The organism is Streptomyces sp. NPDC047049, from assembly GCF_040643995.1.
GTDB lineage: Bacteria > Actinomycetota > Actinomycetes > Streptomycetales > Streptomycetaceae > Streptomyces > Streptomyces mooreae.
In genome coordinates this window covers 352,610-375,461 of sequence record NZ_JBEYVM010000006.1, presented here as the reverse complement: position 1 = coordinate 375,461, position 22,852 = coordinate 352,610, and the positions used below count along the sequence as shown (strand labels likewise).

Annotated in this window: 21 protein-coding genes and 1 tRNA gene; 8 read left to right on the top strand and 14 right to left on the bottom strand. The window is 72.1% G+C overall.

The features are described from left to right. A partial coding sequence (locus ABZ851_RS18040; protein ID WP_361128212.1) for an integrase core domain-containing protein occupies positions 1-217 on the top strand: 217 nt, incomplete at its 5' end. Between the two features lie 228 nt (positions 218-445). Here ABZ851_RS18040 and ABZ851_RS18035 read toward each other — a convergent pair. Continuing rightward, a complete protein-coding gene (locus ABZ851_RS18035) occupies positions 446-1,300 on the bottom strand; it encodes a helix-turn-helix transcriptional regulator (RefSeq protein ID WP_361128209.1) in 855 nt (284 codons plus the stop codon). Positions 1,301-1,466: 166 nt separating this feature from the next. Between ABZ851_RS18035 and ABZ851_RS18030 the strand changes: the two genes are divergently transcribed. After that, entirely contained in the window at positions 1,467-2,645 is a 1,179-nt protein-coding gene (locus ABZ851_RS18030; protein ID WP_361128206.1) for an MFS transporter, read from the top strand. Positions 2,646-2,852: 207 nt separating this feature from the next. Here ABZ851_RS18030 and ABZ851_RS18025 read toward each other — a convergent pair. Next, a tRNA-Pro gene (locus tag ABZ851_RS18025) sits at positions 2,853-2,926 on the bottom strand. A gap of 164 nt (positions 2,927-3,090) precedes the next feature. On the opposite strand from ABZ851_RS18025, the gene ABZ851_RS18020 reads away from it, so the two are divergent. Continuing rightward, positions 3,091-3,384 carry a YiaA/YiaB family inner membrane protein gene (locus tag ABZ851_RS18020; protein WP_030078864.1) on the top strand — a complete coding sequence of 98 codons (294 nt, stop codon included), beginning with the start codon at positions 3,091-3,093 and terminating at the stop codon, positions 3,382-3,384. Positions 3,385-3,507: 123 nt separating this feature from the next. Here the strand turns inward: ABZ851_RS18020 and ABZ851_RS18015 are convergent, their stop codons facing one another. Beyond that, positions 3,508-4,431: an alpha/beta hydrolase gene (locus ABZ851_RS18015; protein WP_361128202.1), complete on the bottom strand. Its 924-nt coding sequence runs from the start codon at positions 4,429-4,431 to the stop codon at positions 3,508-3,510. Positions 4,432-4,698: 267 nt separating this feature from the next. Between ABZ851_RS18015 and ABZ851_RS18010 the strand changes: the two genes are divergently transcribed. Further along, on the top strand, positions 4,699-7,851 hold the full coding sequence (locus tag ABZ851_RS18010) for an amidohydrolase family protein (protein WP_361128269.1): 3,153 nt from the start codon (positions 4,699-4,701) through the stop codon (positions 7,849-7,851). A gap of 298 nt (positions 7,852-8,149) precedes the next feature. After that, positions 8,150-9,475, top strand: a complete 1,326-nt coding sequence (locus ABZ851_RS18005) for an acyl-CoA dehydrogenase family protein (RefSeq protein ID WP_361128199.1) — start codon at positions 8,150-8,152, stop codon at positions 9,473-9,475. A gap of 173 nt (positions 9,476-9,648) precedes the next feature. On the opposite strand, the gene ABZ851_RS18000 is transcribed toward ABZ851_RS18005, so the two are convergent. From ABZ851_RS18000 to ABZ851_RS17970, 7 genes are all read right to left on the bottom strand, one after another. After that, complete coding sequence (locus ABZ851_RS18000) at positions 9,649-10,251, bottom strand: GAF domain-containing protein (RefSeq protein ID WP_311621613.1); 603 nt, start codon at positions 10,249-10,251, stop codon at positions 9,649-9,651. Then, on the bottom strand, positions 10,248-10,868 hold the full coding sequence (locus ABZ851_RS17995) for an ATP/GTP-binding protein (protein ID WP_361128195.1): 621 nt from the start codon (positions 10,866-10,868) through the stop codon (positions 10,248-10,250). The genes ABZ851_RS18000 and ABZ851_RS17995 overlap by 4 nt, the downstream gene beginning before the upstream one ends. Then, positions 10,846-11,244, bottom strand: coding sequence for a DUF742 domain-containing protein (locus ABZ851_RS17990; protein ID WP_361128192.1), 399 nt, complete (start codon positions 11,242-11,244; stop codon positions 10,846-10,848). Before ABZ851_RS17990 ends, ABZ851_RS17995 begins: the two co-directional genes overlap by 23 nt. 2 nt (positions 11,245-11,246) lie before the next feature. Further along, a complete protein-coding gene (locus ABZ851_RS17985; protein WP_361128189.1) occupies positions 11,247-11,696 on the bottom strand; it encodes a roadblock/LC7 domain-containing protein in 450 nt (149 codons plus the stop codon). After that, positions 11,686-13,812 (bottom strand): ATP-binding protein, encoded by a 2,127-nt coding sequence (locus ABZ851_RS17980; RefSeq protein ID WP_361128186.1) that lies wholly within the window; start codon positions 13,810-13,812, stop codon positions 11,686-11,688. The genes ABZ851_RS17985 and ABZ851_RS17980 overlap by 11 nt, the downstream gene beginning before the upstream one ends. Before the next feature lie 220 nt (positions 13,813-14,032). Next, positions 14,033-15,208, bottom strand: a complete 1,176-nt coding sequence (locus ABZ851_RS17975; RefSeq protein WP_361128183.1) for an MBL fold metallo-hydrolase — start codon at positions 15,206-15,208, stop codon at positions 14,033-14,035. Positions 15,209-15,469: 261 nt separating this feature from the next. Then, a complete protein-coding gene (locus tag ABZ851_RS17970) occupies positions 15,470-16,876 on the bottom strand; it encodes a hydroxylase (protein ID WP_361128265.1) in 1,407 nt (468 codons plus the stop codon). Positions 16,877-17,101: 225 nt separating this feature from the next. On the opposite strand from ABZ851_RS17970, the gene ABZ851_RS17965 reads away from it, so the two are divergent. After that, positions 17,102-18,136: a PfkB family carbohydrate kinase gene (locus tag ABZ851_RS17965; protein WP_361128180.1), complete on the top strand. Its 1,035-nt coding sequence runs from the start codon at positions 17,102-17,104 to the stop codon at positions 18,134-18,136. Between the two features lie 44 nt (positions 18,137-18,180). Here ABZ851_RS17965 and ABZ851_RS17960 read toward each other — a convergent pair whose 3' ends face one another. Genes ABZ851_RS17960 through ABZ851_RS17950 form a run of 3 tightly spaced genes read right to left on the bottom strand, consistent with a single transcriptional unit; the run spans position 18,181 to position 20,231 of the window. After that, the gene (locus ABZ851_RS17960; protein WP_361128177.1) at positions 18,181-19,086 is read right to left on the bottom strand and encodes an SAM-dependent methyltransferase; all 906 of its coding nucleotides are present in this window, start codon (positions 19,084-19,086) and stop codon (positions 18,181-18,183) included. Continuing rightward, positions 19,083-19,361 carry a DUF397 domain-containing protein gene (locus ABZ851_RS17955; protein ID WP_088801073.1) on the bottom strand — a complete coding sequence of 93 codons (279 nt, stop codon included), beginning with the start codon at positions 19,359-19,361 and terminating at the stop codon, positions 19,083-19,085. Before ABZ851_RS17955 ends, ABZ851_RS17960 begins: the two co-directional genes overlap by 4 nt. A gap of 3 nt (positions 19,362-19,364) precedes the next feature. Next, the gene (locus ABZ851_RS17950) at positions 19,365-20,231 is read right to left on the bottom strand and encodes a helix-turn-helix transcriptional regulator (RefSeq protein ID WP_088801072.1); all 867 of its coding nucleotides are present in this window, start codon (positions 20,229-20,231) and stop codon (positions 19,365-19,367) included. A 137-nt stretch (positions 20,232-20,368) separates the two neighbouring features. Between ABZ851_RS17950 and ABZ851_RS17945 the strand changes: the two genes are divergently transcribed. After that, positions 20,369-20,830: an ATP-binding protein gene (locus ABZ851_RS17945; RefSeq protein ID WP_336051668.1), complete on the top strand. Its 462-nt coding sequence runs from the start codon at positions 20,369-20,371 to the stop codon at positions 20,828-20,830. Positions 20,831-20,926: 96 nt separating this feature from the next. Here the strand turns inward: ABZ851_RS17945 and ABZ851_RS17940 are convergent, their stop codons facing one another. Next, a complete protein-coding gene (locus ABZ851_RS17940; protein WP_336051669.1) occupies positions 20,927-21,727 on the bottom strand; it encodes an SGNH/GDSL hydrolase family protein in 801 nt (266 codons plus the stop codon). A 247-nt stretch (positions 21,728-21,974) separates the two neighbouring features. Here ABZ851_RS17940 and ABZ851_RS17935 point away from each other — a divergent pair, with 247 nt between their 5' ends. Then, positions 21,975-22,784 (top strand): tyrosine-protein phosphatase, encoded by an 810-nt coding sequence (locus ABZ851_RS17935; RefSeq protein ID WP_361128171.1) that lies wholly within the window; start codon positions 21,975-21,977, stop codon positions 22,782-22,784. The last annotated feature ends 68 nt before the right edge of the window (positions 22,785-22,852 follow it).

Below are 22,852 nucleotides of genomic sequence, written 5' to 3'. Positions count from 1 at the left end.
ACGCCCCTGGCGACCCCAGACCAACGGCAAGGTCGAACGCTTCCACCGCACCCTGTTCGACGAATGGGCCTACCAACAGCCCTACACCTCAGACGACGAACGACAGGCAGCATTTCCCGACTGGCTGCACTGGTACAACTACCACCGACCCCACACCGGAATCAGCGGCCACACCCCAGCCAGCCGCGTCACCAACCTCTCCGGACAACACAGCTAGGGCGCTTCTGACGGATCTCCGTGGAGGAAGGAGCGACGCCTGGTGCGTGCGATCGCAAGGCGCCAGCAACGCCCCGGACGTGGACCCGCCCGGCTCCGGGCGGCCCGCGCGTGCACGCCACCAAGTACATCGTCGGCGAGGTGATGTGGACCGACGCCCCCGCAGAGTTCCGCCCCGGACCACTGCTGTACGGCCGGCGCCGCTACGCGTCCTGGCCCGACTGAGCGTTCACCCGCCCCCGGTGAGCCTGCGCACGGCCGCCTCGGCGTCCCGGTCATCCGGCAGGTAGCACAGCAGGTGATGACCGGGCTCGTCGACGGCTGCCAACTTGACGTAGCGCAGGCGCAGTTCGCCCGCCGTGGGATGCCGGAAGTGCCGCACGGCGGGACGGTAGACCGCCGTCTCCCGCTCGCCGTACCAGCGGGCCGCGTCCGCGTCCTGGGTGATCTCGGCGACGATCTCGCCGTACCGCCGGTCGGCGGGGTGGCGGGCCGCGTTGGCGCGGAACTGCCCCAGCAGATAGCGCGCCTCGACCTCCCAGTTGACGATCAGGCCACGAGCGGGAGCCCAGCGGAACACCAGCCACGGCAGATTGCGCCGCTTGGGCGGCAGCCGCGCGGGGTCGGTCAGCAGCGCCGCGTAACCGGCGTTCCAGGCCAGCAGGTCCCAGTGCGGGTCGATGACCGCGGCCGGGTTGGGGGAGACCGACTCCACCAGCGACAACAGGTTGCGCGAGACCCAGCCCGGCGGCTCCCCGGCCGGTGCCGGGTCCTCGGTGAACGACAGGACGTGCGCGGTCTCCGCCTCGTCCAGCCGCAGGGCCCGCGCCACGGACCGCAGCACCTGCTCGGAGGTGCGCACCCGCCCCTGTTCCAGCCACGCGTACCAGGAGTTGCTGATACCGGCCAGGTCGGCCACCTCGCCGCGGCGCAGGCCCGGGGTGCGGCGCCGCGGCCCCACCGGCAGGCCCAGCTCCGTCGGGGAAAGCCGTTCCCGGCGCGAGCGCAGGAACGCGCCGAGCTCCCGGCGCAGGGCTTGCGCCGTACCGCCCCCGCCGGCCGGCCGCTCCACCCCGCCGCCCATCACGCCCCCCTTCCCCTCTCCGCCGGGCCACGGTGTTCACACAGCGGCGCACGGCAAGGGTGTGAGCGATCGTAACCGCTTACGGCGACCATCCGGACGGCCAGGGTGGTGATCTTGAGGGGACCCGGTACCACCCGGGCACAGAACAGAAAGGAGCCGGCTTCCCGTGACCACCGTCCCCGCCACCGCACCCCCCAACTGCGCCTCCCTCTCCTCCCGTTCACTCTGGCTGCTGCGTTCGGCCGGATTCGTCAGCAACTTCGACCGCTTCTGCATCACGCCCATGCTGGTGCTCATCGCCGCCCAACTCGGCGCCGGCATGGCCACGGTCGTCCTCACGGCCAGCGTCTACTTCCTGTGCTACGGCCTGATGCAGCCGGTGTGGGGGCTGGCCAGTGACCGCCTGGGCCGGGTGCGGGTGATGCGGCTCTCGCTGACGGCGGGCACCGTCTCCTCGCTGCTGTCCGCCCTCGCCCCCGACCTCACGATCCTGATCGTGGCCCGCGCCCTCGCCGGGGGCTGCTTCGCCGCCTGCGTCCCGGCTTCGCTGAGCTACGTCGGTGACGTGGTGCCCGCCGAGGTCCGCCAGCGCCCGCTCAGCGACCTGATGACCGCGTTCTCGCTGGGGACCGCGCTGGGCACGGTGGTGGCCGGGGCGCTGGCGCACTACGCCGGCTGGCGCACGGTGTTCCTGCTACCGGGCCTGGTCGCGGCCTACCTCGCCCACGCGCTGCGGCACCTGGCCGAGCCCGAGCGGGAGCCCGCCGGATCCCTGCTGGCGCCCTTCCGTATCGTGCTGCGGTCGCGGTGGATGTGGTTCGTGATGGCGCTCGCCCTGACCGAAGGCGCCGTACTCCTGGGCTTCTTGACGTACCTGGCGCCCGCGCTGGAGGCCCGGGGCGTACCGACCGCCGTGGCCGGGGCGGTGTCCGCGCTGTACGGCGTGGGGGCCATGGGTTTCGCGCAGGTGGTCAAGAGACTGGTGGGACGGTGGAGCCCGGCAGTGCTGCTCCTGGTCGGCGGGGCTGCCGCGGCCGCGGCCTATGCCGCCGCGGCGACGAGCCGGTCCCTCCCGGCGTTGGCGGTCACCGCACTGCTGCTGGGCGGCAGTTGGTCGTTCATGCACACCACGTTGCAGTCGTGGGCGATCGCCGTCGCCCCGGAGGCCAGGGCCACCGGCGTGGCGATGTTCGGGGTCAGCCTCTACGGCGGCAGCGCCCTCGCCAGCAGCCTGACGGCCACCACGGCGGCGGACCACAGGTACGGGCAGCTCTTCCTTATCGCCATGCTGCTGACGGTTCCGCTGACCCTGGCGGCGGTGGCGGGGCGCGGTCGGTACCGCTGACCGGAGAACGCCGGGCCGCAGGCGGTACCGCTGACGGGAGAACGCCGCGCCGGCCCTTCACCCGGGACGTTCACCCGGGCGAGCCGCCCGGCCGACCATGATCATCATCGGTGCGGAAAGCCCACGAGGAACCCGGAAAACGATCGAGAGCCCTGCTTCACTCTCGTGAAACAAGGCTCTGACCTGCGACAATGGAGAGAACTCCAGTCGGGACGACAGGATTTGAACCTGCGACCCCTTGACCCCCAGTCAAGTGCGCTACCAAGCTGCGCCACGTCCCGGTGCCCGTTTCGGCCGGGAATCCCCGGCTGACCGCGCACGAGAACAATACCGCATGTCAGAGGGTGGGTGCTGCCATACCGGTGCGTCGGGGCCCGTACGGCCGACCGGAGAGATGAGTACCCGTACTCATGCACCGTCGTCACCGCGCCGTCACGCTACGCGCATGACTACTCCATCGATTCAGCGGCCGACGACCACGGCCTTCTTCGTCCAGGCCGCGATCTCCTTCGGGCTGTCGCTGGCGGCGCTGGTGATCGGGATCATCAAACTGCCGGTGGGACCCTGGGAGCGCGGCTTCCTCGCCATCGGTCTGGTCTTCGTGGTGTCCTCGGCGTTCACCCTGGCCAAGTGCATCCGCGACCGCCAGGAGGTCGAGGAGGTGACGAACCGGGTGGACAAGGCCCGGATCGACAAGATCCTCATCGAGCAGGACGTCTTCAAGCCGGGGCAGGTCTGACCCGGCGACCGGGGCAGGTCTGCCCCGGCGACCAGGGCCGCGGTCCTGACGTCCGGGCCGCGGCCCCGGTTCCCGGCCCCGGCCCGGCCCCGGCCCGGCCCCGGCCCGGGCCCGGTCCGCGGCTCAGACGTGCTTGCCGAGCCAGGCCAGCAGGTCGTCCTGGACCTCGTCACGGTTGGTCTCGTTCAGGATCTCGTGGCGGGCGTCCGGGTAGGCCCGCCAGGTCAGATCGCGGGTGCCCAGGTAGCGGAAGTCCTCCAGGAGTTCGTGGATCAATGTCATCCGCTGGTGGCAGGGGTCCTGGTCGCCGACGGCGAGGTGCACGGGCAGTCCGCGCGGGATGCGGGCGAGGTGTGCGGGGTCGTTGATCTTGCGGATGGCGCGTACCCAGTCGGCGGCGAGACCGGCGCAGAACGGGAAGCCGCAGTCCTCGTCGGCCACGTAGGCGTCCACCTCGGCGGCGTCGCGGGAGAGCCATTCGAAGCCGGTGCGGTGGGGGAAGGCATCGTTGAAGGAGCTGAAGGTGCGCGGGATGAAGGAGGAGAGCGCGCGGCGGTCGTGCCGGGCGATCTCCTGGTCCAGTTCGTCGACGGCGCCTTCGGGGTCCAGTCCTGGCAGGGTGCGGAAGGCGCCGGTGAGGATCAGTCCGGCGAGGTCGGCGCCGTACTCCTCGGCGTAGTCGCGGGCCAGCATCGCGCCCATGCTGTGGCCGAGCAGCACCAGGGGGACGCCGGGATGGGCGGCGGCCGCATGGTCGCCGATGCCCTTGAGGTCGCTGACCATCGCCCGCCAGGCGTCCTCGCCGACCACCCCGCGGCCGCCGGTGGAGGCGGCGGTGGCGCCGTGCCCCCGGTGGTCGGAGGCGAGGACGGCATAGCCGTGGCCGGTCAGGAAGCGTGCGAAGCGGTCGTAGCGCCGGCCGTGTTCCGCGGCGCCGTGGGCGATCTGCACCAGGGCGCGCGGGTGACCGGACGGCGGGAGCCAGGTGTAGGTGGCGATACGGGCGCCGTCCGGGGCCTGGTGGAAGTCCTGCTGCATGGCCTGCATGGCGTCGTCTCCTGACTGCCGGGGCGGTGGCTGACGGGCGGTGGCTGACGAATCGTCGGCGCCCACTCTTGCGCGCGGGGCGGCGGTGCGCCATGGGGCGCGCGTGGCGTGGTTGCCCCCGTCCCCGGGCGGCGTGACACGATCAGCCGGTTCTTTGATGACTCTGTGCCGCAACCCCCTTTCGCAGGAGGAACGTTGGACACCACGGATCGTTTCGAGGACCGTTCCGAGGATCATTTCGAGAACTCCCCCCTTCTCCCCGCGCCGCTGTCCCGCCGCAGATTTCTGCAGGGCACCGCCTCGGCCGCCGCGGCGGCGGGTCTGGCCGGTGTCACGGCTGCCGGCGCCTGGGCGCAGGACGCCGGTGCGAGCGGTGCCGCCCTGTCCTTCACGGCCGCGACCAATGGCGCCGCCTCGCTCTCCCCGGCCGGTGACCGGCTGGTCGCCGAGGTCCAGAACGTCCTGTGGTCCCTGCCGCGGGCCGGCGGCGACGCGGTGGCGCTGACCCCGCCCGATCTGGAGCCCACCCGTCCGGTGCACTCCCCCGACGGCCGCCGGATCGCCGTCTGTGCCTACCGGGGCGGCGCCTTCCATCTGTGGACGCTCGCCGCCGACGGCTCCGGTCTGCGGCAGCTGACCGACGGCCCGTGGGACGACCGGGGCCCCGCCTGGTCACCCGACGGCACCCGGATCGCCTTCGCCTCGGAGCGGGGCGGGGACGCGGTGGCCGGCAGCCCGTACCGGATCTGGGTGCTGGAGGTGACGACGAAGAAGCTGACCCGGGTGACCGGGCTGCCCGGTCAGGAGGGCCCGCACCAGGACGCCGCCTGGGAGGACTTCGACCCCTGCTGGTCGCCGGACGGCACGCGGATCGTGTTCGTACGGGGGCGGGTGGCGGGCGCGGCGCTGGTCTCCCGCACCGTCGCCTCGGCGCCGGCCGACGGGCGGGGTGCGGTGCGCACCGAGCACACCGAGACGGCGACCGCACAGGTGCTGGCGCCGGCGCTGTCCCCCACGGGGCGGCTCGCCTATCTGCGGACCACGGACCGTCCGGGGCCCACCTGCGCGCTGGTGGTGGACGGCGGCCGGGTCGCGGTCGACGGCGATGTGGAGCCGGTGCCGCCGCGCTGGGTCTCGCGGGACGAGCTGCTGCTGACCGTCGGCGGACAGTTCCGGATCGTCCGGCCCGCTGCCCCGCAGCACGCCGAGACCATCCCGTTCACCGCACGGCTGCCGCTGGACCGCCCCCGCTACCGCGTCAAGGACTACGGCTTCGAACGGACGGCCGCCGGTCCGGTGCGCGGGGTGCACCTGCCCGCGCTCTCGCCCGACGGCGGCGAGGTCGCCTTCGCCGCGCTCAACGGCCTCTGGATCGCGCCCACTTCGGGCGGCGGCACCGCGCGCAGGATCGTCCGGTCCGCTGCCACCCGCTACGTCCTGGCGCCCAGCTGGTCCCGCAACGGGCGGGCGCTGCTCTACGCCGACGACCGGGACGGGCTGTTCGCGGTGCGCCGCCGCGCTCTCGCCTCCGGTGAGGAGACGGTGCTGGCCACCGGCGGCCGGGTGCAGCCCGCGCTGTCGCCGGACGGCGGACGGCTGGCCGCTCTGGACATGTCCGGAAATCTGGTCGTACGGACACTGCCCGACGGCGCGGAGAAGGTACTGGCCGCACCGATGGGCGCCGGCGGGCTGCCCGGCCGTCCCAGCTGGTCACCGGACGGGCGCTACCTGGCGTACTGCGACCGCACCCGCCTCAACCGCCGCTTCCGCGAGGGCTACAACGTCATCCGGATCGTCGACACCGGGACCGGCAAGGACCGGCTGTACCCGGTCGCCGAGCATGTGTCGATCGCCGACCGCTATGACTCCGGGCCGGTCTGGTCGCCCGACGGGCACTGGCTGGCCATGATCGTCGAGTCCGCGCTGTGGGTACTGCCGGTGCGGCCCGACGGCACGCCGGACGGTGCGCCGCGGCAGCTGACGGAGGAGAGCGCCGACCATCCGTCGTGGTCCGGGGACTCCGGCACGCTCCTGTATCTCTCGGCCGGGAAGCTGCGGCTGATCGGGGTGTCCGGTGGCACGGCACGGACCGTCCCGTTGTCCCTCGGGCTCCGCCCCGCGCGCGCCCGGGACACCGTGGTGCACGCGGGCCGGTTCTGGGACGGCACCGGCGACGAGGTACGGGAGGACGTCGATGTGGTGGTGCGCAACGGGCGGATCACCGCGGTGGAGGCGCACCGCCCGGGCCGGTCCGGCGCCGCCCGCCGGGTGGACGCCTCCGGGCAGACCGTGCTGCCCGGACTCTGGGACGCTCACACCCACCCCTGGCAGACGACCTACGGCGGGCGGCAGACCGCGCTGCAGCTCGCCTACGGCATCACCACCGCGGTCTCCTGCGGGGGCTTCTCCTATGAACAGGCCCGCCTCCGGGAGGCGGTGGCGGCCGGCGCACTCGCCGGGCCGCGCCTGCTGACCTGCGGCGAGCTGCTGGACGGCGCCCGGGTCGCGTACAGCATGGGGCGGGCGCACCGCACCCGGGCGGGGCTGCGCCGCTCGCTGGCGCGCGGCGCGGCCCTGGACTGGGATTTCGTCAAGACCTATGTACGGGCGCCGGGCTGGGTGATGGAAGAGGCCGCGCGCTTCGCGCACCAGCGGCTCGGGGTCCGGGCCGGGAGCCATCTGCTCACCCCGGGAGTCCAGCTCGGCCAGGACCTGACGACGCATCTGCAGGCCACTCAAAGACTGGAGTTCGGTCATGCCGTCAGCGGCTCCGGGCACGCCTACCAGGACGTCGAGGAGGTCTACACCGGCACCGGCTTCCATCTCCTCGCCACGCCGTTCTCCGCGGCCGCGCTGCTGGGTGACGATCCGGCGCTGGCCGACGATGTGCGGGTCACCCGGCTGATGCCGCCCTGGGACACCGCGCTCGTACGGGAGAACGCCGGGCATCGCCCCACTCCGGCACAGCTGGCCGATATCGACACCGAGGTCGGCCTCTACCGGCGGGTGCTGGCGGGCGGCGGGCTGGTCGCGCTCGGTACGGACCAGCCCCTGGTGCCGGTGGGACTGGGCCTGCATCTGTGCCTGCGGGCGCTGCACCGCGGCGGCCTCAGCGTGAGCCGGACGCTGCGCACGGCGACCGCGCTGCCCGCCCGGGTGTTCGGTGCAGAGCGGGATCTGGGGACGCTGGAGGTCGGCAAGCTCGGCGATATGACGCTGGTGGACGGCGACCCGTTCCGGGACTTCGACGCGCTGGTGCGGACCTCGGCGGTCCTGCGCGGCGGACGGCTGTTCACACAGCGGGAGCTGACCGGCTCCTTCCCGGCCCCCGCCGCCCGGTCGCTGCGCTCGGCCGGCACCGACTGGCTGGAGGTGGGCCGGCAGCAGCGCCGCGAGTCCTGCTGCGACGTCTCACACTGATCCGCGACACCCCGCCGGAGCGGGGCGGGAGGCGTGGGGTGGCGCGATTCCGCAGCCCTCGGAATCGCGCCGCACACATCCTCGAACAGGGGGTGGTGCGCCTCCACTGCGCGCCTCAACTCACCACTTAAATGCGCCCAGTTGATGTTTTATGCGCCCCGCAGTAGGTATGCCAACGGGTATTGCACGGGGTAAGCGAAAGATCACTTTCCGGAACGTTCGCTGCGACGGCACCACCGGGTGTCGTCCGAGGCGTGATGCGACCAGCACGGGGGAGATCGCCAAGGAGGGGCTCGTCTTGCATCGCTACTTCACGGACCAGCGGCATGAGGTACTCCGGCACCAGGTGCGGGAGTTCGCCGAGAGGGAGGTCCGCCCCCGGGTGGCAGAAATGGAGGCGAACCGTTCCGTTTGCCATGACCTCTCGCGCCTGATCGCGCGGCAGGGCTGGATAGGTGCGACCGTGCACCGCGCCTACGGCGGAATGGGAGCCGGCCATGTCGCCAAGACCCTGATCATCGAAGAGCTCTCCCGGGTGAGCGCCGCGATGGGCGCCATGGTGCAGGCGTCGCAGCTGGGCGTCGCGAAGATCGTGCACTTCGGCAGCGAGGAGCAGAAGAAGACCTGGCTGCCGGCCATAGCCGCCGGCGACTGCCTGCCGACCATCGCGGTCACCGAACCGCAGTCCGGCGGCCATGTGCTGGGCATGACCACCACCGCCGTTCGCGACGGCGACAACTACGTCCTCAACGGCCGGAAGGTCTACGTCGGCAACAGTCACGTCGGCGACCTCCACGGCGTGGTGGCCCGCACCGGCGAGGGCTCCAGAGGCCTGTCGGCGTTCCTCGTCGAGTCCGACCGCCCGGGCTTCCGGGTCGGCTCGCAGCAGCCCGCGATGGGGCTGCACGGCTTCAGCTTCGGCGAGCTGTTCTTCGACAACTGCCGTATTCCGGCGGCGAATCTGCTGGGCCGGGAGGGCGACGGACTGTCGGTCGCCTACTCCTCCAGCGTGCTGTACGGACGGCCGAATCTGACCGCCGTCTCGCTGGGCATCCATCAGGCGGTGCTGGACGAGACCACGGCGTTCTGCGCCGGGCGGCAGCGCTACGGCAAACCGCTGGCCGATCTCGGCAACATCAAGCTCAAGCTCGGCCGGATCCAGTCGCGGCTGCTGCTGTCCCGGCTGTCCGCATACCACGCGGTGCACCTCCTCGACCAGGGGCTGCCGTGCGATGCGGAGCTGATGAACGCCAAGCTGGTCAATGTGGAGTCGGCACTGGAGTCGGCGCGCGACGCGATGGACATCCACGCCGCCTGCGGGCTGTTCACCGACCGGCCGGTGGAGCGCTTCCTGCGCGACGCCCACCACATCTTCGCGCCGGCCGGCACCTCCGACATCCAGTTGCTGCGCCTGGGCGAGCTGGCCCTGGGGCAGGCACGGGGCGAGTGGTCCAGCCGGCTGGCGGACCTGCTGCGACTGGAGCCCTCGGAGTGGCCCGAGGAGGGCGACACCCCCGCGGAGGTACCGGCACCCGCCGGGCGGGGCGAGGACACCACGGCCACGGTGCCGGGCCAGCGCACCGGCCCGGTGCCCGGACGCTCCCGGTGCGTCGGGCCGAGATGAGCGGCAGCCTGGGTCACGGGGTACGCGGTCACGGCCAGCCGGCCGATGCCGCGGCCCCGGGCCGGGCGTCCGGCTCCAGGGGATGTCTCTCCTGGAGCCGGACGCGCCGGGCACCGGGGCCGGATTCCGGACCGGGGAGGCGCGCTCCGGGCGAGGCCTCCCCGTGCGCCTCCTCAGGCGTCGCTCTGCTGCTTCTCCATACGGTGGATCTGCTCGACGAGTTCGGCGGCCATCGCCTTGATGGTCTCCAGCCCCTCCCGGCCCCAGGGACGCGGTTCGAGGTCCACGACGCAGACGGTGCCCAGCGCCGTCCCCGTACGGTCGATCAGCGGCGCACCCAGATAGGAGCGGATGCCGATCTCGTCCACGACGGGGTTGCCGGCGAACCGCGGATAGTCGCAGACGTCCTCCAGCACCAGGGCCTTCCGGCGAACGATGACATGCGGGCAGTACCCGTGGTCACGGTCCATCACCCGGCCCGGCTGGGCGCTGGCGGGGGCCGGCCCCAGCTCGACGGCCCGGTCCTGCGCGGGGGTGTAGAGGCCGGCGAAGTACTGCCGGCGCTCGTCGATGAAGTTGACCATCGAGTACGGCGCCCGGGTGGTCCGGGCGAGCTTGCGGGCGAACTCGTCGAAGGCGGGCAGCGGGGACTCCCCGATCCCCAGGGCACGCAGCCGGGCGACCCGCGCCGGGGCCTCGTCGTCCTGCGGGGTGAGCAGCAGATGGCGCGTCGGATCGTAGGAGAGGTAGGGGACGCGGGAGGCGGGGTGGTTCACGGCAGCTCCGGGGTCGCGGCGAGGGCGGGGGTGAGCAGATGCTGGACGAGCGAGACCAGGACGTGGGTGGCCGAGCCGCACCGGCGGGCGTCGCAGAGCACGACGGGGATATGGGGAGAGATGTCCATGGCGGTGCGGACCTCGTCCGGGTCGTAGTGGTAGGAGCCGTCGAACTCGTTGACGGCGACGATGAAGGGGATGCCGCGCCGTTCGAAGAAGTCGACGGCCGCGAAGCACTGGTCCAGGCGCCGGGTGTCGGCGAGGATGACCGCGCCGAGCGCACCGTTGGACAGCTCGTCCCACATGAACCAGAAGCGCTGCTGCCCCGGCGTCCCGAAGAGATAGAGGACGTGCTCGGGGCTGAGCGTGATCCGGCCGAAGTCCATGGCGACGGTGGTGGTGTCCTTGTTCTCGACACCCGCCAGATCGTCCGTACCCACACCGATCTGGGTCAGGAGCTCTTCCGTGCTCAGCGGCTCGATCTCGCTCACCGCGCCGACAAAGGTCGTCTTGCCGACCCCGAAGCCCCCCGCGACCAGGATTTTGAGCGCGGTGGGGAAGAGGTCGGTCGAGGTGTCCCCCGGGGTGTGGGGGTCACAGTCGTTTGCGAAGTCCATTCAGCACCGCCTCCAGCAGGGCTCGGTCGGTACGGGACGCGGGCCCTGCCGAAACGGCCGCGGGGGCCCGCGCGGTGAGCGCCCCGCAGTCGACGAGGTCGGCGAGGAGCACTTTGGTGACCACGGCGGGCAGCCGTATGTGGGCGGCGATCTCCGCGACGGAGACCGGCCCGCCGCACAGCCTCAGCACCTGGGCGTAGTCGGGGCCCTGGCAGGAAACGGGCCGCCGGCCGGTGGCCATCACCATGGTCAGCAGGTCGAAGTGCGCCGTCGGACGGGTCCGGCCGTTGCTGACGGTGTACGGGCGGACCAGCCGGCCCGCCGCGTCGTCATACCACGGCTCTCCGCCCTGCCGCCATCGGCGACGCACGGTCATGGTCAACGACCGCCCGCGGGCGTCTGGTGGCGTGCGGGGGTGGACAGATAGGGCCGGACGCTCTTGACCAGCATCGACATCTCGTAGCCCAGTACCGCCACATCGGCTTCGCGGCCGGCGAGCACGGCCAGGCACGCGCCCGATCCGGCGGTGGAGACGAACAGGAGGGTGGACTCCAGCTCGACCACCACCTGCAGCACTTCGTCGCCATCCCCGAAGCGCACACCGGCGCTGCGGGCGAGGGAGTAGAGGCCGGAGGACAGGGCGGCCATGTGGTCGGCGCTGTCCGGGTCGAAGCCGTGGGCGGCCTTCACCAGGCCGTCCGAGGACAGCAGCAGCGCGCTCCGGGCGTGCGGCACCCGCTGTACGAGCCCGGTCAGCAGCCAGGACAGGTCGGTGTGCTGGCTTGACTGCAGCTGCGAATGCGCCTGCGCACGCACATCACTCACCATGGTTGCGGTCGTCTCCTCGGGGGCGGGCCATCGTGGCATCGTGGTCACGGTCGTAGAGCAGGTCGTTGCCGGCCGGGCTGCTGGTGTCGCCGCCGTGGGCCGTGGTGCCGTTACCGCCGGCGGTGTCGCCGGCATAGGTGTCGTCGGCGAGGCTGAAGCCGCGCCGGAAGGCGGCCATCAGGCCGGGGTCGTGCTCGGGCTCGGGCCCCGTGCGAGGGGTCGCGGAGGGCAGGATCGGGTCGCCGCGCAGCTCGGGAACGAGGTGCGTCTGCTTGTGCCGCCGGGGCAGCCGCGGGCGGGCGCTGTTGTCCACGGCAGACGGCGCGGGCGGAAGCACGACCGGGCCGGGATCGGCGGCGCGGCCGGCCGGAGCGGCGTCGGAGGTCTGCGGCTCGGGCAGCCGCGCGGCGGACAGGCGGACGTCGGGGGTGCAGTAACCCGTTGCGCGGACCAGCCGGCGACGCGCGGCACCGGCGTCGGGACCGGAGACGGGATCGGTGTCCGCCGGGAGGGGCCTCGGGGCCGGAACCGGGGCCGAAGCCGGGGCCGTACCGTCGCCGTATCCGCGCGGTGCCGTGTCGAGCGTGTCGGGGGCGGGAGCGGGGCTGGGGATGGCCACGGTGCGGCGGCCGGGGCTCACTCCTGGGTCATGGCGCTCGGGAGGCTCCACGGAGGTGTGATCGCGGGGGTGTTCGTGACGCGTATGGGCCCCGTCGGGGGCGTCAGGGCCGTCGACGAAGCCGTCGGCGTAGCCCCCGTCGTGCTCGCGCGCCGGGCCGGTGTCCGGCGATGAGGCGCGCGGCCCCTCCGCTCCCTCCGCGTCCCCCTCGGCCGGTTCCTCGCCGAGCAGTTCCTGGGGCACGATCAGCACGGCCTGCACACCGCCGTAGATATTGCTCTGCAGCCGCACCACGATGCCGTGCCGCCGCGCGAGCGAGGAGACCACGAACAGTCCGATCCGGCCGTCGCTCAACAGCTCGGCGACATCGATGTGTTCGGGGTCGGCCAGCAGGGCGTTCATCCGCGCCTGCTCGTCCGCCGACATGCCCAGGCCGCGATCCTCGACCTCGACCGCGAGACCCGCGGTGACGAGCTGGGCGCGCAGCAGGACCGGGGTCTGCGGGGCGGAGTAGATCGAGGCGTTCTCGACGAGTTCGGCGAGCAGGTGGATGACATCGGCGACGGCGTGTCCGTGCAGGGTGCCCTCGATCGGCGGCACCAGCTTGATCCTCGGGTACTGCTCGACCTCGGCGATCGAGGAGCGCAGTACCTCGGTCATGGACACCGGGCGGCTCCACTGGCGGCGCGAGATGGCGCCGCCGAGTACCGCGAGGTTCTCGGCGTGCCGGCGGATCCGGGTGGCCAGGTGGTCGACGTGGAACAGGCCCTTGAGCAGGTCCGGGTCCTCGACCTGGTTCTCCAGCTCGTCCAGCAGCTCGATCTCGCGGTGGACCAGGGACTGCAGCCGGCGGGCGAGGTTCACGAACACCTCGACCTTCTGCTCGCTGCCGCTGGCGTTGCTGCGGGCGATGGCGACCGCGTCGATGACGGCGGACTCGGCGGCCCGGCCCGCGGCGGCCACCTCGTGGGCGAGCAGGTCGAGCGTGTCACCGGTGGGTACCACGCCCGGTTCGGGCTCGCGGCGCTGGATCCACTCGCCCTGCCGTACGCGGTCCAGCAGGTCGTACAGGTCGGACTGGCTGCGGGCGCAGACCTGGCGCAGCCGGGCGTAGCGGGTCACGGTGGCGCGGGCCTCGGCGTTGGCAGCGGCGCTCGCGGTGAGCACGATGACGCAGACCAGCGCGAGACCGCCGCACAGCACCACCCACTCGCGGCCGGTGAGCCGGGCGCCGCCGGTTTGCACCACGAAGGCGGCGGCGCCCGTGCAGATGACGGCGACCAGGAGGCAGGGGACGGCAGCGAGCCGGACCAGGCGGGTCCGTATCGCCGAGTCGGCAGCGGATTCGGGGAACGAGGCCCGACCGTGTCGTCCGCCCTCACGCTCCCGCCGCCGGGCGGAGGCGGGGACGGGGACTGCCCCCGGGGAACCCTGGGGCCCTGGGGATCTGTGAGCCTCCTGGAACGTCTGGTTCCCCTGGGGGAATGCGGTAGGCATCGGCGCCCTCCGGATCGGCCGTGGCAGTTCGCGGAGCACGCACGCTAGTTGTTGCACGGGTGGGGTCCGGGCCCACTTCGGGGTTTCGCTACCCCTCGCCACCTCCTTGAGTGGGCGCCTTGCGTACGCCAGTACGAGGCAATCCGAACTCTCGTTCATGGAGGGCCAGTTGGAAGGAACTCGGCAGGCCGGTCCCACGGTGCGGCACTCCGCTGCCGCCTCAGCGGTCCGCGACGAGATCCACGTCGGTGGGGGAAACCGCCGCCGGCCAGGTGGGCCACCCTTGGACGGGGGGCACGGCGATCGCCCGCCACCACGGATAGACGGCCGGAGGATCGGTGGGCTCGAACGGCTCTCCGGGCCGGGGATGGGCACTGGTGACCCCGGCCTTCTGGGCGGCGGTCAGGGTCCACTCGGCGGGCTCGGCCCACGGGTGCGGTGCGAGGTTGAACGTGCCCCAGTGGATCGGCAGCAGCACGCCGCCGGGCTCTTGTCGCTGCAGGTCGAGGTGGGACTGCACCCCTTGCTCGGGGTCCATGTGGATGTCCGGCCAGAAGTCGCTGTAGGCGCCGATCTGGATCATCGTCGCGTCGAACGGGCCATATGCCGCGCCGATCTCCGCGAAGCCGGGGAAGTAGCCGGTGTCGCCGCTGTGGAAGATCCGGTGGCCGGGTCCCGCGACCACCCAGGAGGCCCACAGGGTGTGCTGCGGGCCGCGCAGGCCGCGGCCGCAGAAGTGCTGTGCGGGGGTGGCGGTGAGGGTCAGCCCGCCCACCCGTGCGGACTCGTGCCAGTCGAGCTCGGTGATCCGCTCCGCGGGCACACCCCAGAATTCCAGGTCGGCGCCGACGCCGAGCGGGACGACGAAGGCCGCTCCGGTGCCGGTCAGGCTCTGGACCGTCGGCATGTCGAGATGGTCGTAGTGGTCATGGGAGATCACCACGACATCGACCGGCTCCAGCTCGTCCAGCCCGATGGGGACCGGGTGCATCCGCTTGGGGCCCGCCCAGGTGAACGGTGAGCAGCGCTCGCTCCAGACGGGGTCGAAGAGCACCCGCTGACCGTCTATTTCGGCCAGCACGCTCGAATGACCCATCCAGGTGAGCCGCAGCCCGGAGGCGGGCGGCTCCGTCCCGTCCGCGGCGGTCGGGCGGTAGACCGGGATCCGGCCGAGCGGCGCCCGGCGCCGCCGTCCCTCCCGGCTCAACTGGGTACGTGCCATCGGCAGCGCGGAGCCGTGGAGCAGCTGCCTGGTCTCCACGGGATTGCGGAACTGGCCGTCCACGAACTGGGGCGACCTGCGCAGCCTGGCCAGCCGCTCCCCGGTGGGCACGGCGCCGAACGCCGCCGGCCGCAGCGCGGAGAGTCGGGAGCGACGGGGTCTGGAACCGGTCACGGCACCTCCATGGTCGGGGTAGTCGCGAAGTGAACGGGCCGCGTGGACGGCGGGTTCCGGTACGCCGCGCCACACGGCGCCGCCGTACGGTTTCCGCACCACGACACCCGGACTCTCCACACCATCACCCGCAGACTGCAACGGCGCGACCGGCCGTGACATTCCGGAGTAACGGTGTGACCTTTGCCGGGCACCACCGCAGATACGGGCCGGCCCGGCAACTCGGACGCGTCCAGGGGAGCGGGGCCGGGCAGGCCGCCCTCACACCCTTTCCACGACCGCGGGCGGGCCGGGGAGCCCGGGGCGGCGGGGCAGGAAGACCGTGCGCAGGAAGACCCGTGGGGCGACCAGGCGGGTGGGCGGCGCGGTGAGGCAGAAGACGTCCCGGAAGGCCGCCCCGACGACCGGGTCGATCGCGGCACGGGCGGAGAGCCGGTCGAGGTACCACGTGGTCAGCCGCTCCCCGGGCCCCGCCTCGGTGCCGTCGGGGCTCGCGTACGGGCGGTCCGAGCCGACCGTGGCGAGCCAGGCGGGTTCCGCGGCGCGGGCCACCGCCCGCTGCGCCTCCGCGGCGAGCCCCGGGCGCAGACCGCCGCCCTCGGCGAACGTGGTGCGCACGGCCAGCGCGCCGAGTGCGGCGACCGACATGCCCTGGCCGTAGACGGGATTAAAGGTGCAGCCGGCGTCCCCGAGGACGAGGAACCCCTCGGGGAGGGCGCCGGGCCGCTCGTAGTGGCGGCGGCGGTTGCAGGTATCGCGGAAGCCGTGGACCGACGAGAGCGGTTCGGCCCGGGCGAGCAGTTCATGGACGTAGGGGTCGCCGATGGTGGCGGTGAAGGCGGTGAACTCCGCCGCGTCCGTCGGCGGGTGGTGCCCCCGTACCCCGGACAGCGTCAGCAGCCAGTTGCCGTCCTCGACCGGCACGTACGCGGCGCCGCGCGGGCACTGGGGCCAGCCGGGCACATTGACGCCCGCGTCGGGCGCGGTGGCCGGGTCCTTGGGGCGGTACATCCGGGTGGCATAGGCCAGCCCCGCGTCCACGGTCTCCTCCTGCGGCGCGGCCCGGCCCAGTCCGGCGAACCACTGGGGGGTGCGCGAGCCACGGCCCGAGGCGTCCACCACGAGACCGGCCGGCAGCTCCCGCTCGGACCGCGCGCCCGGCTCACCGTCCCGTGACCGGACACGTACGCCGGTCACCCGGCCGGCGTCCCCGGTCAGACCGATGGCCTCGGTCGCCTCCAGGACCCTCACCCGGGTGGCCGAGCCCGCCGCGGCCCGCAGTGCCCGCTCCCGGACCACCGAGTCCAGCACCGGACGGGTGACGCTCAGCGTGAGATGCCGGCGCTCGTCGAAGCGGCGCTGCCAGCCCGTGGGGGTACGGGTGAGCAGATCGCGCGGCAGATACAGGCTGCGCGCGCCCGCCTCGCTGAGCGCGGTGACCGTCCCGGGCAGCAGCTCCTCCAGCGCGCGCTGACCACCGCTGAGGAGGATGTGCAGATGGCGGGCCTGCGGGACGCCCTTGCGGAAGGCCCGCCCCGCCGGGTAGCGGTCGCGCTCGACGACGGTGATCGCGTCGGCCTGTCCGACCAGGGCGGTGACGGCCAGCATCCCGGCCAGCCCACCACCGATCACGATCGCGGTGCGCCCGCCCCGGGAGTTCTCCGTCATATCCGCCATGTTCGCCACTCCCTCTCGCTCCCGCCCGTTCCACGCCGGCCACTGATCACCGGCGCGGCTTCTTGCGGCCCCTTTTCTCCCTCGTGTCACCGGAGTCCCTGCCATCCCGTGATGAGCCGAGTGTGCGTCTAGACTCCCGGCAGCGGACGCACCTCGTCCGCAAACGGTTCCACCAGCAAGGGATTCGCCTCACCAGCAAGGGATTCAGGGACGCTTGTGACATTCCAGCAGGTTTCTGAGCCGTATGACGCATACGACGTACTCGTCGTCGGCGGGTCGGGCGTGGACACCAACGTGTCGGTCGCCGCGCTGCCCGTACCGCTCGCCGACTCCTATGCGGTCCCCCCTCTTCACGAAGGGGCGGGACACACCGGCACCGGCGTCGCGCTCGGCTGCGCGGCACTCGGGCTCACCACGGGATTCGTGGATTTCCTCGGCGACGACCATGCGGGCAGCCTGGTCCGTGAGCGGCTGGCCGGTACCGGCGTCGACTTCCGGCCGCTGCTCTCGCCGCACGGCACCCGGCGGGCGGTCAACCTGGTGGCCTCCGACGGCCGCCGGATGTCGTTCTACGACGGCCGCGACCCGCTCGACCTGCGGATGCCGCCCGAGCACTACCTCCCGCCGCTGCGCCGGGCCCGGCACGTCCATCTGTCGATCATGCACTTCGCCCGGTTCCTCTACGACGACATCGAGGCTCTGGGCATCCCCGTCTCCACGGATCTGCACGACTGGGACGGGCTGACGGACCATCACCGCGAGTTCGCGCTCCGCTCGGACCTGGTGTTCCTCAGTACGGCGGGGGCAGGGGAACGGATCGGCTCCGTCATGCGGGAGATCCTGCACGAGGGACGGGCCGAGGCGGTGATCGCGATGGCCGGGGCGGGCGGCGCCTACCTCCTCACCGCCGACGACCGCACCCCACGCCTGGTCCCGCCCGCGGTACCGCCCGGCCCTGTTGTGGACAGCAATGGCGCGGGCGACGCCTTCACCTGCGGGTTTCTCTACGGCCGGCTGGCGGGCCGGGACCTCGACGAGTGCGCGCGCCTGGGGGCGGTCGCCGGGGCGTACGCCTGCACCTCGCCGGGCACCCACACCCGCCTCGCCGGACCGGAGGACCTGCGCCCGGCCCTCAGCACCACGGCGCCGCCCCTCACCTCGGCGGCGCCGGCCACCGCCGCCGCACCGCCCGGCGGCGGGCAGCGGCTCGCGGGCCCGCCGGACGCCCGGGTCTCCCCCGCGGACGCGTAGCGCGCCGGGCGGGAACCGCCGGCCGGGCCCGCGGGCCCGGCCGGTCAGCCCTTGCGGCCCACCCCGCCGTAGAAAATGGTGTTGTTGAGTTCCAGCGCACCGGGCACCGGGCCGTCCGGGCGCCACAGCGGCACCCGCACCACTCCCGGCTCCAGCAGGGCGAACGGCCCGAAGAGCGGCTCGATCTCGGTCTTCGACCGCAGGTTGAGAGGAGCGGTGGCGCTCTTGTAGACGTTCACCACGCCGTCGCGTGCCTGCTCGTTGATGCGGCCCGCCTCATAGGCCTCGTAAGGCTCACCGGTCGCATGCGACAGGACGAGGTGGCTGCCGGCCGGCAGCGCCTCGGCAAGGGCGGCGATGAGGCCGGCAGGGTCCTCGTCGTCCCGGACGAAGTGGAGTACGGCGACCAGCAGCAGCGCCACCGGCCGGTCGAAGTCGATCAGTTCCCGGACGGTGGGGTGGTCGAGCAGCGCCTTGGGGTCGCGGACGTCGCCGAGCACGAATCCGGTGCGTTCGGTGTTGGTGAGCCGGGCGCCGGCGTGGGTGGCGACGATCGGATCGTTGTCGACGTAGACGACCCGGGTGTCGGGCGCGGTCTCCCGGGCCACCTCGTGGGTGTTGGGGGAGGTGGGGATGCCGGTGCCGATATCGATGATCTGGCGGATGCCGCCGGCGACCAGGTCGCGCACCGCCCGCCGCATGAAGGCGCGGTTGGCGCGGGCGCTGAGCCCGACCTGGGGATGGACCTCGATGACGCGCTCCGCGGCCACCCGGTCGACCTCGTAGTTGTCCCAGCCGCCGAGGTAGTAGTCGTACATCCGGGCCGGATGCGGCCGGCTGGTGTCGATCTCCTCGGCCGCGAAGCCCGAGGGCTCCGGCCCCTGGACGTACGGTCCGATCTCATGGAACGTACCCTCCGGCGCGCCCGGGGGCAGGTCCTGCTCGCTCATGCCGTCCTCCGCTCGGTGCGCCGGCCCGGCGCCGCCGAGAGCAGGAAGTCGGCGTGGCCGGCCTTCGCGCCCTCGATGAAACTCACCATTTCGTGGTGGGTGTAGATCAGCGCCGGCCCGTCCGGGTCGGTCGACTGGCGCAGCGCGATCCGGCCGTCGCCCAGCCGCATGGCCTCGACGCACTCGCCGCCGTTTCCGCCGCTCCACGGCTTGTGCCAGCCCTCAGTGCCCAGTTCCTTGGCGGGCATGCCGTTGTAGATGCGTATGCGATCCATGGTTCAGATCTCCTTGCGAAAGCCACCCAGAATGGCCTCGGTGGTGTGTGCCGGCGCGGCCTGCGCACACATCCGGTCCAGGGCCTCCAGGAACTGCGAGACGTCGTTGCGCTGGTCGAAGTACACGGCTCCGACGAGGCTTTCCGCGTAGGCGATGTCCGGGAGTTCCGGAATCGGGAAGCGGAAAATGTGGAAGGGGCCGTACATGGCGGGGTGCGGGCCCGCGGCGAAGGGCATGACCTGTAGCCGGACGTTCGGCAGTGCGGTGGCCTCCATCAGCCGGGTGATCTGGTCGCGCATCACCTGGGCCCCGCCGATCGGCCGCCGCAGCACGGTCTCGTCCATGACCACCCACAGCATCGGTGCGCCCTCACGGGTCAGCAGCGACTGGCGCTCCATGCGCAGCGCGACGATGCGGTCGATGTCCGCCGCGGAGGCGTGCGGCATGCCGGCCCGCAGGACGGCGGCGGCGTAGTCCTCGGTCTGCAACAGGCCGGGGACGTAGTGCGGTTGGTAGGCCCGGATGAGGTTGGCTTCACTCTCCAGGCTGACGAACGCGCTGAACCACTCGGGAAGGACGTCCCGGAAACGGTGCCACCAGCCGGGCTTGTTGGCCTCGCGCGCGAGGGAGAGAAAGCCCTCGATCTCGTCCTCGTCGGTGACACCGTAGGTCGCCAGCAGCTTCTCGACGTAGGGGAGCTTGAGGCCGACCTCGGCCTTCTCCATGCGCCGTATGGTGGCGTGGGTCACGTCGAGGGCCGCGGCGGCCCGTTCGAAGGAGATCCCCGCCTTCTCGCGCAGGTCCTGCAGTCGCTTGCCGAGCACCACCCGCAGGACGGTCGGTGCACCTGCCGACCGTGGGTCCGCCACGTCCGATCGCCTCCAACTGACTTCAGTGGTCAGCAGTGTGTCATGCCGTCAACAGCACGAACAGACTGCACCTTACGATTCTGCAAATTGCAGAGTGATCCTTGCCATCGGTGACCGGCATCGCACATAGTTACGGAGTGGCTTCCTCCAACAACGCTCCCTCGTTAGGGCGCTGTGGCGGCTTTGTCGCCCAGTACCCGCAGGACGCGTTCCACTTGCCGGCGCGACGCACGTCCGTTCCCGAGGCGCGCAGACGCGTCAGTGCGCTGCTGCACGAGTGGGGCGCGGCCCAACACGTCCGCGACGACGTGGAGTTGGTGGTTTCCGAGCTGTTCACCAACGCGGTGCGGCACACCGACAGCGAGAAGGTCGGCTGCGAACTCGCCCTCTTCGGGGCGCACATACGCATAGAGATCACGGACCAGGGCGGCCCGGAGGATTCGGCGCCGCACGTCCAGCCCGGCAGCGTGGACAAGGAGTGCGGACGAGGACTGTTCCTCGTCGGCGCACTCTCCGACAGCTGGGGATCGCGGCCCGCCGACAGCGGTCGGGGCCGGGTCGTCTGGGCGGACCTGCCGTACTCCTCGCTCGCCCACTGAGGCCCCGCTCCGCATCGGCGGAAACGGGGCCTTTGGCACGCCTTGGGCCGCTGACGCCCCGGCCGTCCAGAGGTGAGAGCCCTCTGGACGGGATCCCTAGAGCGGCAGCAGATCCGGCCGCTTGGGCTCGACATGGTCACCGGACGACTCACCGCGCAGCCGGCGCCCGATCCACGGGACCAGATGCTCCCGCGCCCAGTGAATGTTGTCCCGCCGCGCCTCGGCGGCCGACCGCTCCGCCTCCGGCGGCCACGGCTGGTCCGGATCGGCCGGCACCCGCAGCCCGAGCACCTGCCCCGCGCGCAGCGCCACCCGGGTGTGGCCGTCCGCGGACAGATGCAGCCGGTCATCGCTCCACGCCCGCCGGTCCTGCACCGACTTCAGCGACCACAGGTCCAGGACCGGGCAGTCGTGCCGGTCCGCGATGGCCCGGACATGCGCCGTGTACGTGGCGATCTTGCCGCGCAGATGCTTGAGGACGGGGATGCCGCGGGTGTCGAAGCCGGTGCAGAGCAGGACCGTGCCGACCTCCTGCCGCAGATCGGCGACCGCCGCCTCGTAGCGCTCGGCGACCGCGTCCGGATCCGAACCGGGCCGCAGGATGTCATTGCCGCCGGCGCAGAACGTCACCAGGGCGGGGGCGAGCTCCTTCGCCCGGGGCACCTGCTCCTCGACGATCTGGTCCAGGAGCCGGCCCCTGACCGCGAGGTTCGCATAGCGGAAGTCACCTTCGGCCTGCTGATCCGAGAGAAGGACCGCCAGGCGGTCCGCCCAACCGATGTACGCCCCGTCAGGGCCGGGATCCCCGACCCCCTCTGTAAAGCTGTCCCCGACGGCTGCGTACGACCCGATGGCGCCAGGGGCGCCGTTGCTGAAGTACTTCGAATCGTCTGCCACGTCAGGACATACTTCACCTCCAGAAGTGACCTACGCCACCGTAACCAGGGGTTGACGAGGGGTGATTAATGCCACCGAGTCAAATTCTTGTCAAGTTGGAATAAAGATCGGCCGTGCCCTGCCCTGCACAACGCGGCGCGTTCGTGTCGCCCATGTCGGCCCGATTGCCTATTGCATCAATGTCGTATCGTCGGAAGTGCCCGCCTCGCCGACGAGCGGCGTCGGCGAACGAACCCGAGGAGCGCGCGTGACGCAGCAGACGCCGCAGGTCCCACAGGCCCAGCCCGAGCTCACGGAGGTCCGCAACTTCCGCGATGTGGGCGGTCTGCCGACCGTGGACGGGCGTCGCGTACGGGAGGGGAGGCTGTTCCGCAGCGGGCACCTCGCCCATGCGACCGAGGCGGATGCCGCATTTTTGGCCGGCCTCGGGCTGCACACCATCTTCGACTTCCGCAACGCCTCGGACATCAAGCTGGAAGGCCCCGATGTCACGCTGCCCGGCGTGCGCAATGTGAACATCCCGCTCACCGACCCGGCCGACGGCGCGGAGTTCTGGGCGATGGTGCGCGACGGTGAGCTGGACCAGCTGCGTTCCGCGCTCGGCGACGGCAAGGCCGCGGCCCGTATGGCCAAGACCTACCGCCACATCATCACCACCCGTACCGAGGACCACAGCAGGGTGCTGAACGCGCTGGCCGAGGACAGCGTCCCGGCGCTGATGCACTGTGCGGCGGGCAAGGACCGCGCGGGCCTGTCCGTTGCCGTGACCCTGCTCGCGGTCGGCGTGGAGCGGGACGCCATCGAGGCGGACTACCTCAAGTCCAACGACCCCCACCGGCGCTACAAGATCCGCCGCTCCGACAACTCCGCGGTCGGGATGTCGCAGGAGGTCATGGAGCTGCTGGCGCCGCTGTTCGGGGCGCACACCGACTACCTCGCGGCCGCCTACGACGCCATCGAGCAGACCTGGGGCTCGACGGAGAAGTACCTCACCGACGGTCTCAAGCTGACGCCCGCCACCCGCGAACGGCTGCGTGACCGGCTGCTGACGGACTGACCACCGGCGGGGCACGCCCCGACCCGGGCTCCGACGCCCCGCCCCGCGGCCGACGCGTCGGAGCGCGG

Bases quoted from the DNA above. Each gene is read 5' to 3' on its own strand.
- ABZ851_RS17970 (WP_361128265.1), bottom strand. From the start codon at position 16,876: ATGACGGAGAACTCCCGGGGCGGGCGCACCGCGATCGTGATCGGTGGT.
- ABZ851_RS18020 (WP_030078864.1), top strand. From the start codon at position 3,091: ATGACTACTCCATCGATTCAGCGGCCGACGACCACGGCCTTCTTCGTC.
- ABZ851_RS18015 (WP_361128202.1), bottom strand. From the start codon at position 4,431: ATGCAGGCCATGCAGCAGGACTTCCACCAGGCCCCGGACGGCGCCCGT.
- ABZ851_RS17985 (WP_361128189.1), bottom strand. From the start codon at position 11,696: ATGGTGAGTGATGTGCGTGCGCAGGCGCATTCGCAGCTGCAGTCAAGC.
- ABZ851_RS17995 (WP_361128195.1), bottom strand. From the start codon at position 10,868: ATGGACTTCGCAAACGACTGTGACCCCCACACCCCGGGGGACACCTCG.
- ABZ851_RS18035 (WP_361128209.1), bottom strand. From the start codon at position 1,300: ATGGGCGGCGGGGTGGAGCGGCCGGCCGGCGGGGGCGGTACGGCGCAA.
- ABZ851_RS17960 (WP_361128177.1), bottom strand. From the start codon at position 19,086: ATGAGCGAGCAGGACCTGCCCCCGGGCGCGCCGGAGGGTACGTTCCAT.
- ABZ851_RS17955 (WP_088801073.1), bottom strand. From the start codon at position 19,361: ATGGATCGCATACGCATCTACAACGGCATGCCCGCCAAGGAACTGGGC.
- ABZ851_RS17980 (WP_361128186.1), bottom strand. From the start codon at position 13,812: ATGCCTACCGCATTCCCCCAGGGGAACCAGACGTTCCAGGAGGCTCAC.
- ABZ851_RS17990 (WP_361128192.1), bottom strand. From the start codon at position 11,244: ATGACCGTGCGTCGCCGATGGCGGCAGGGCGGAGAGCCGTGGTATGAC.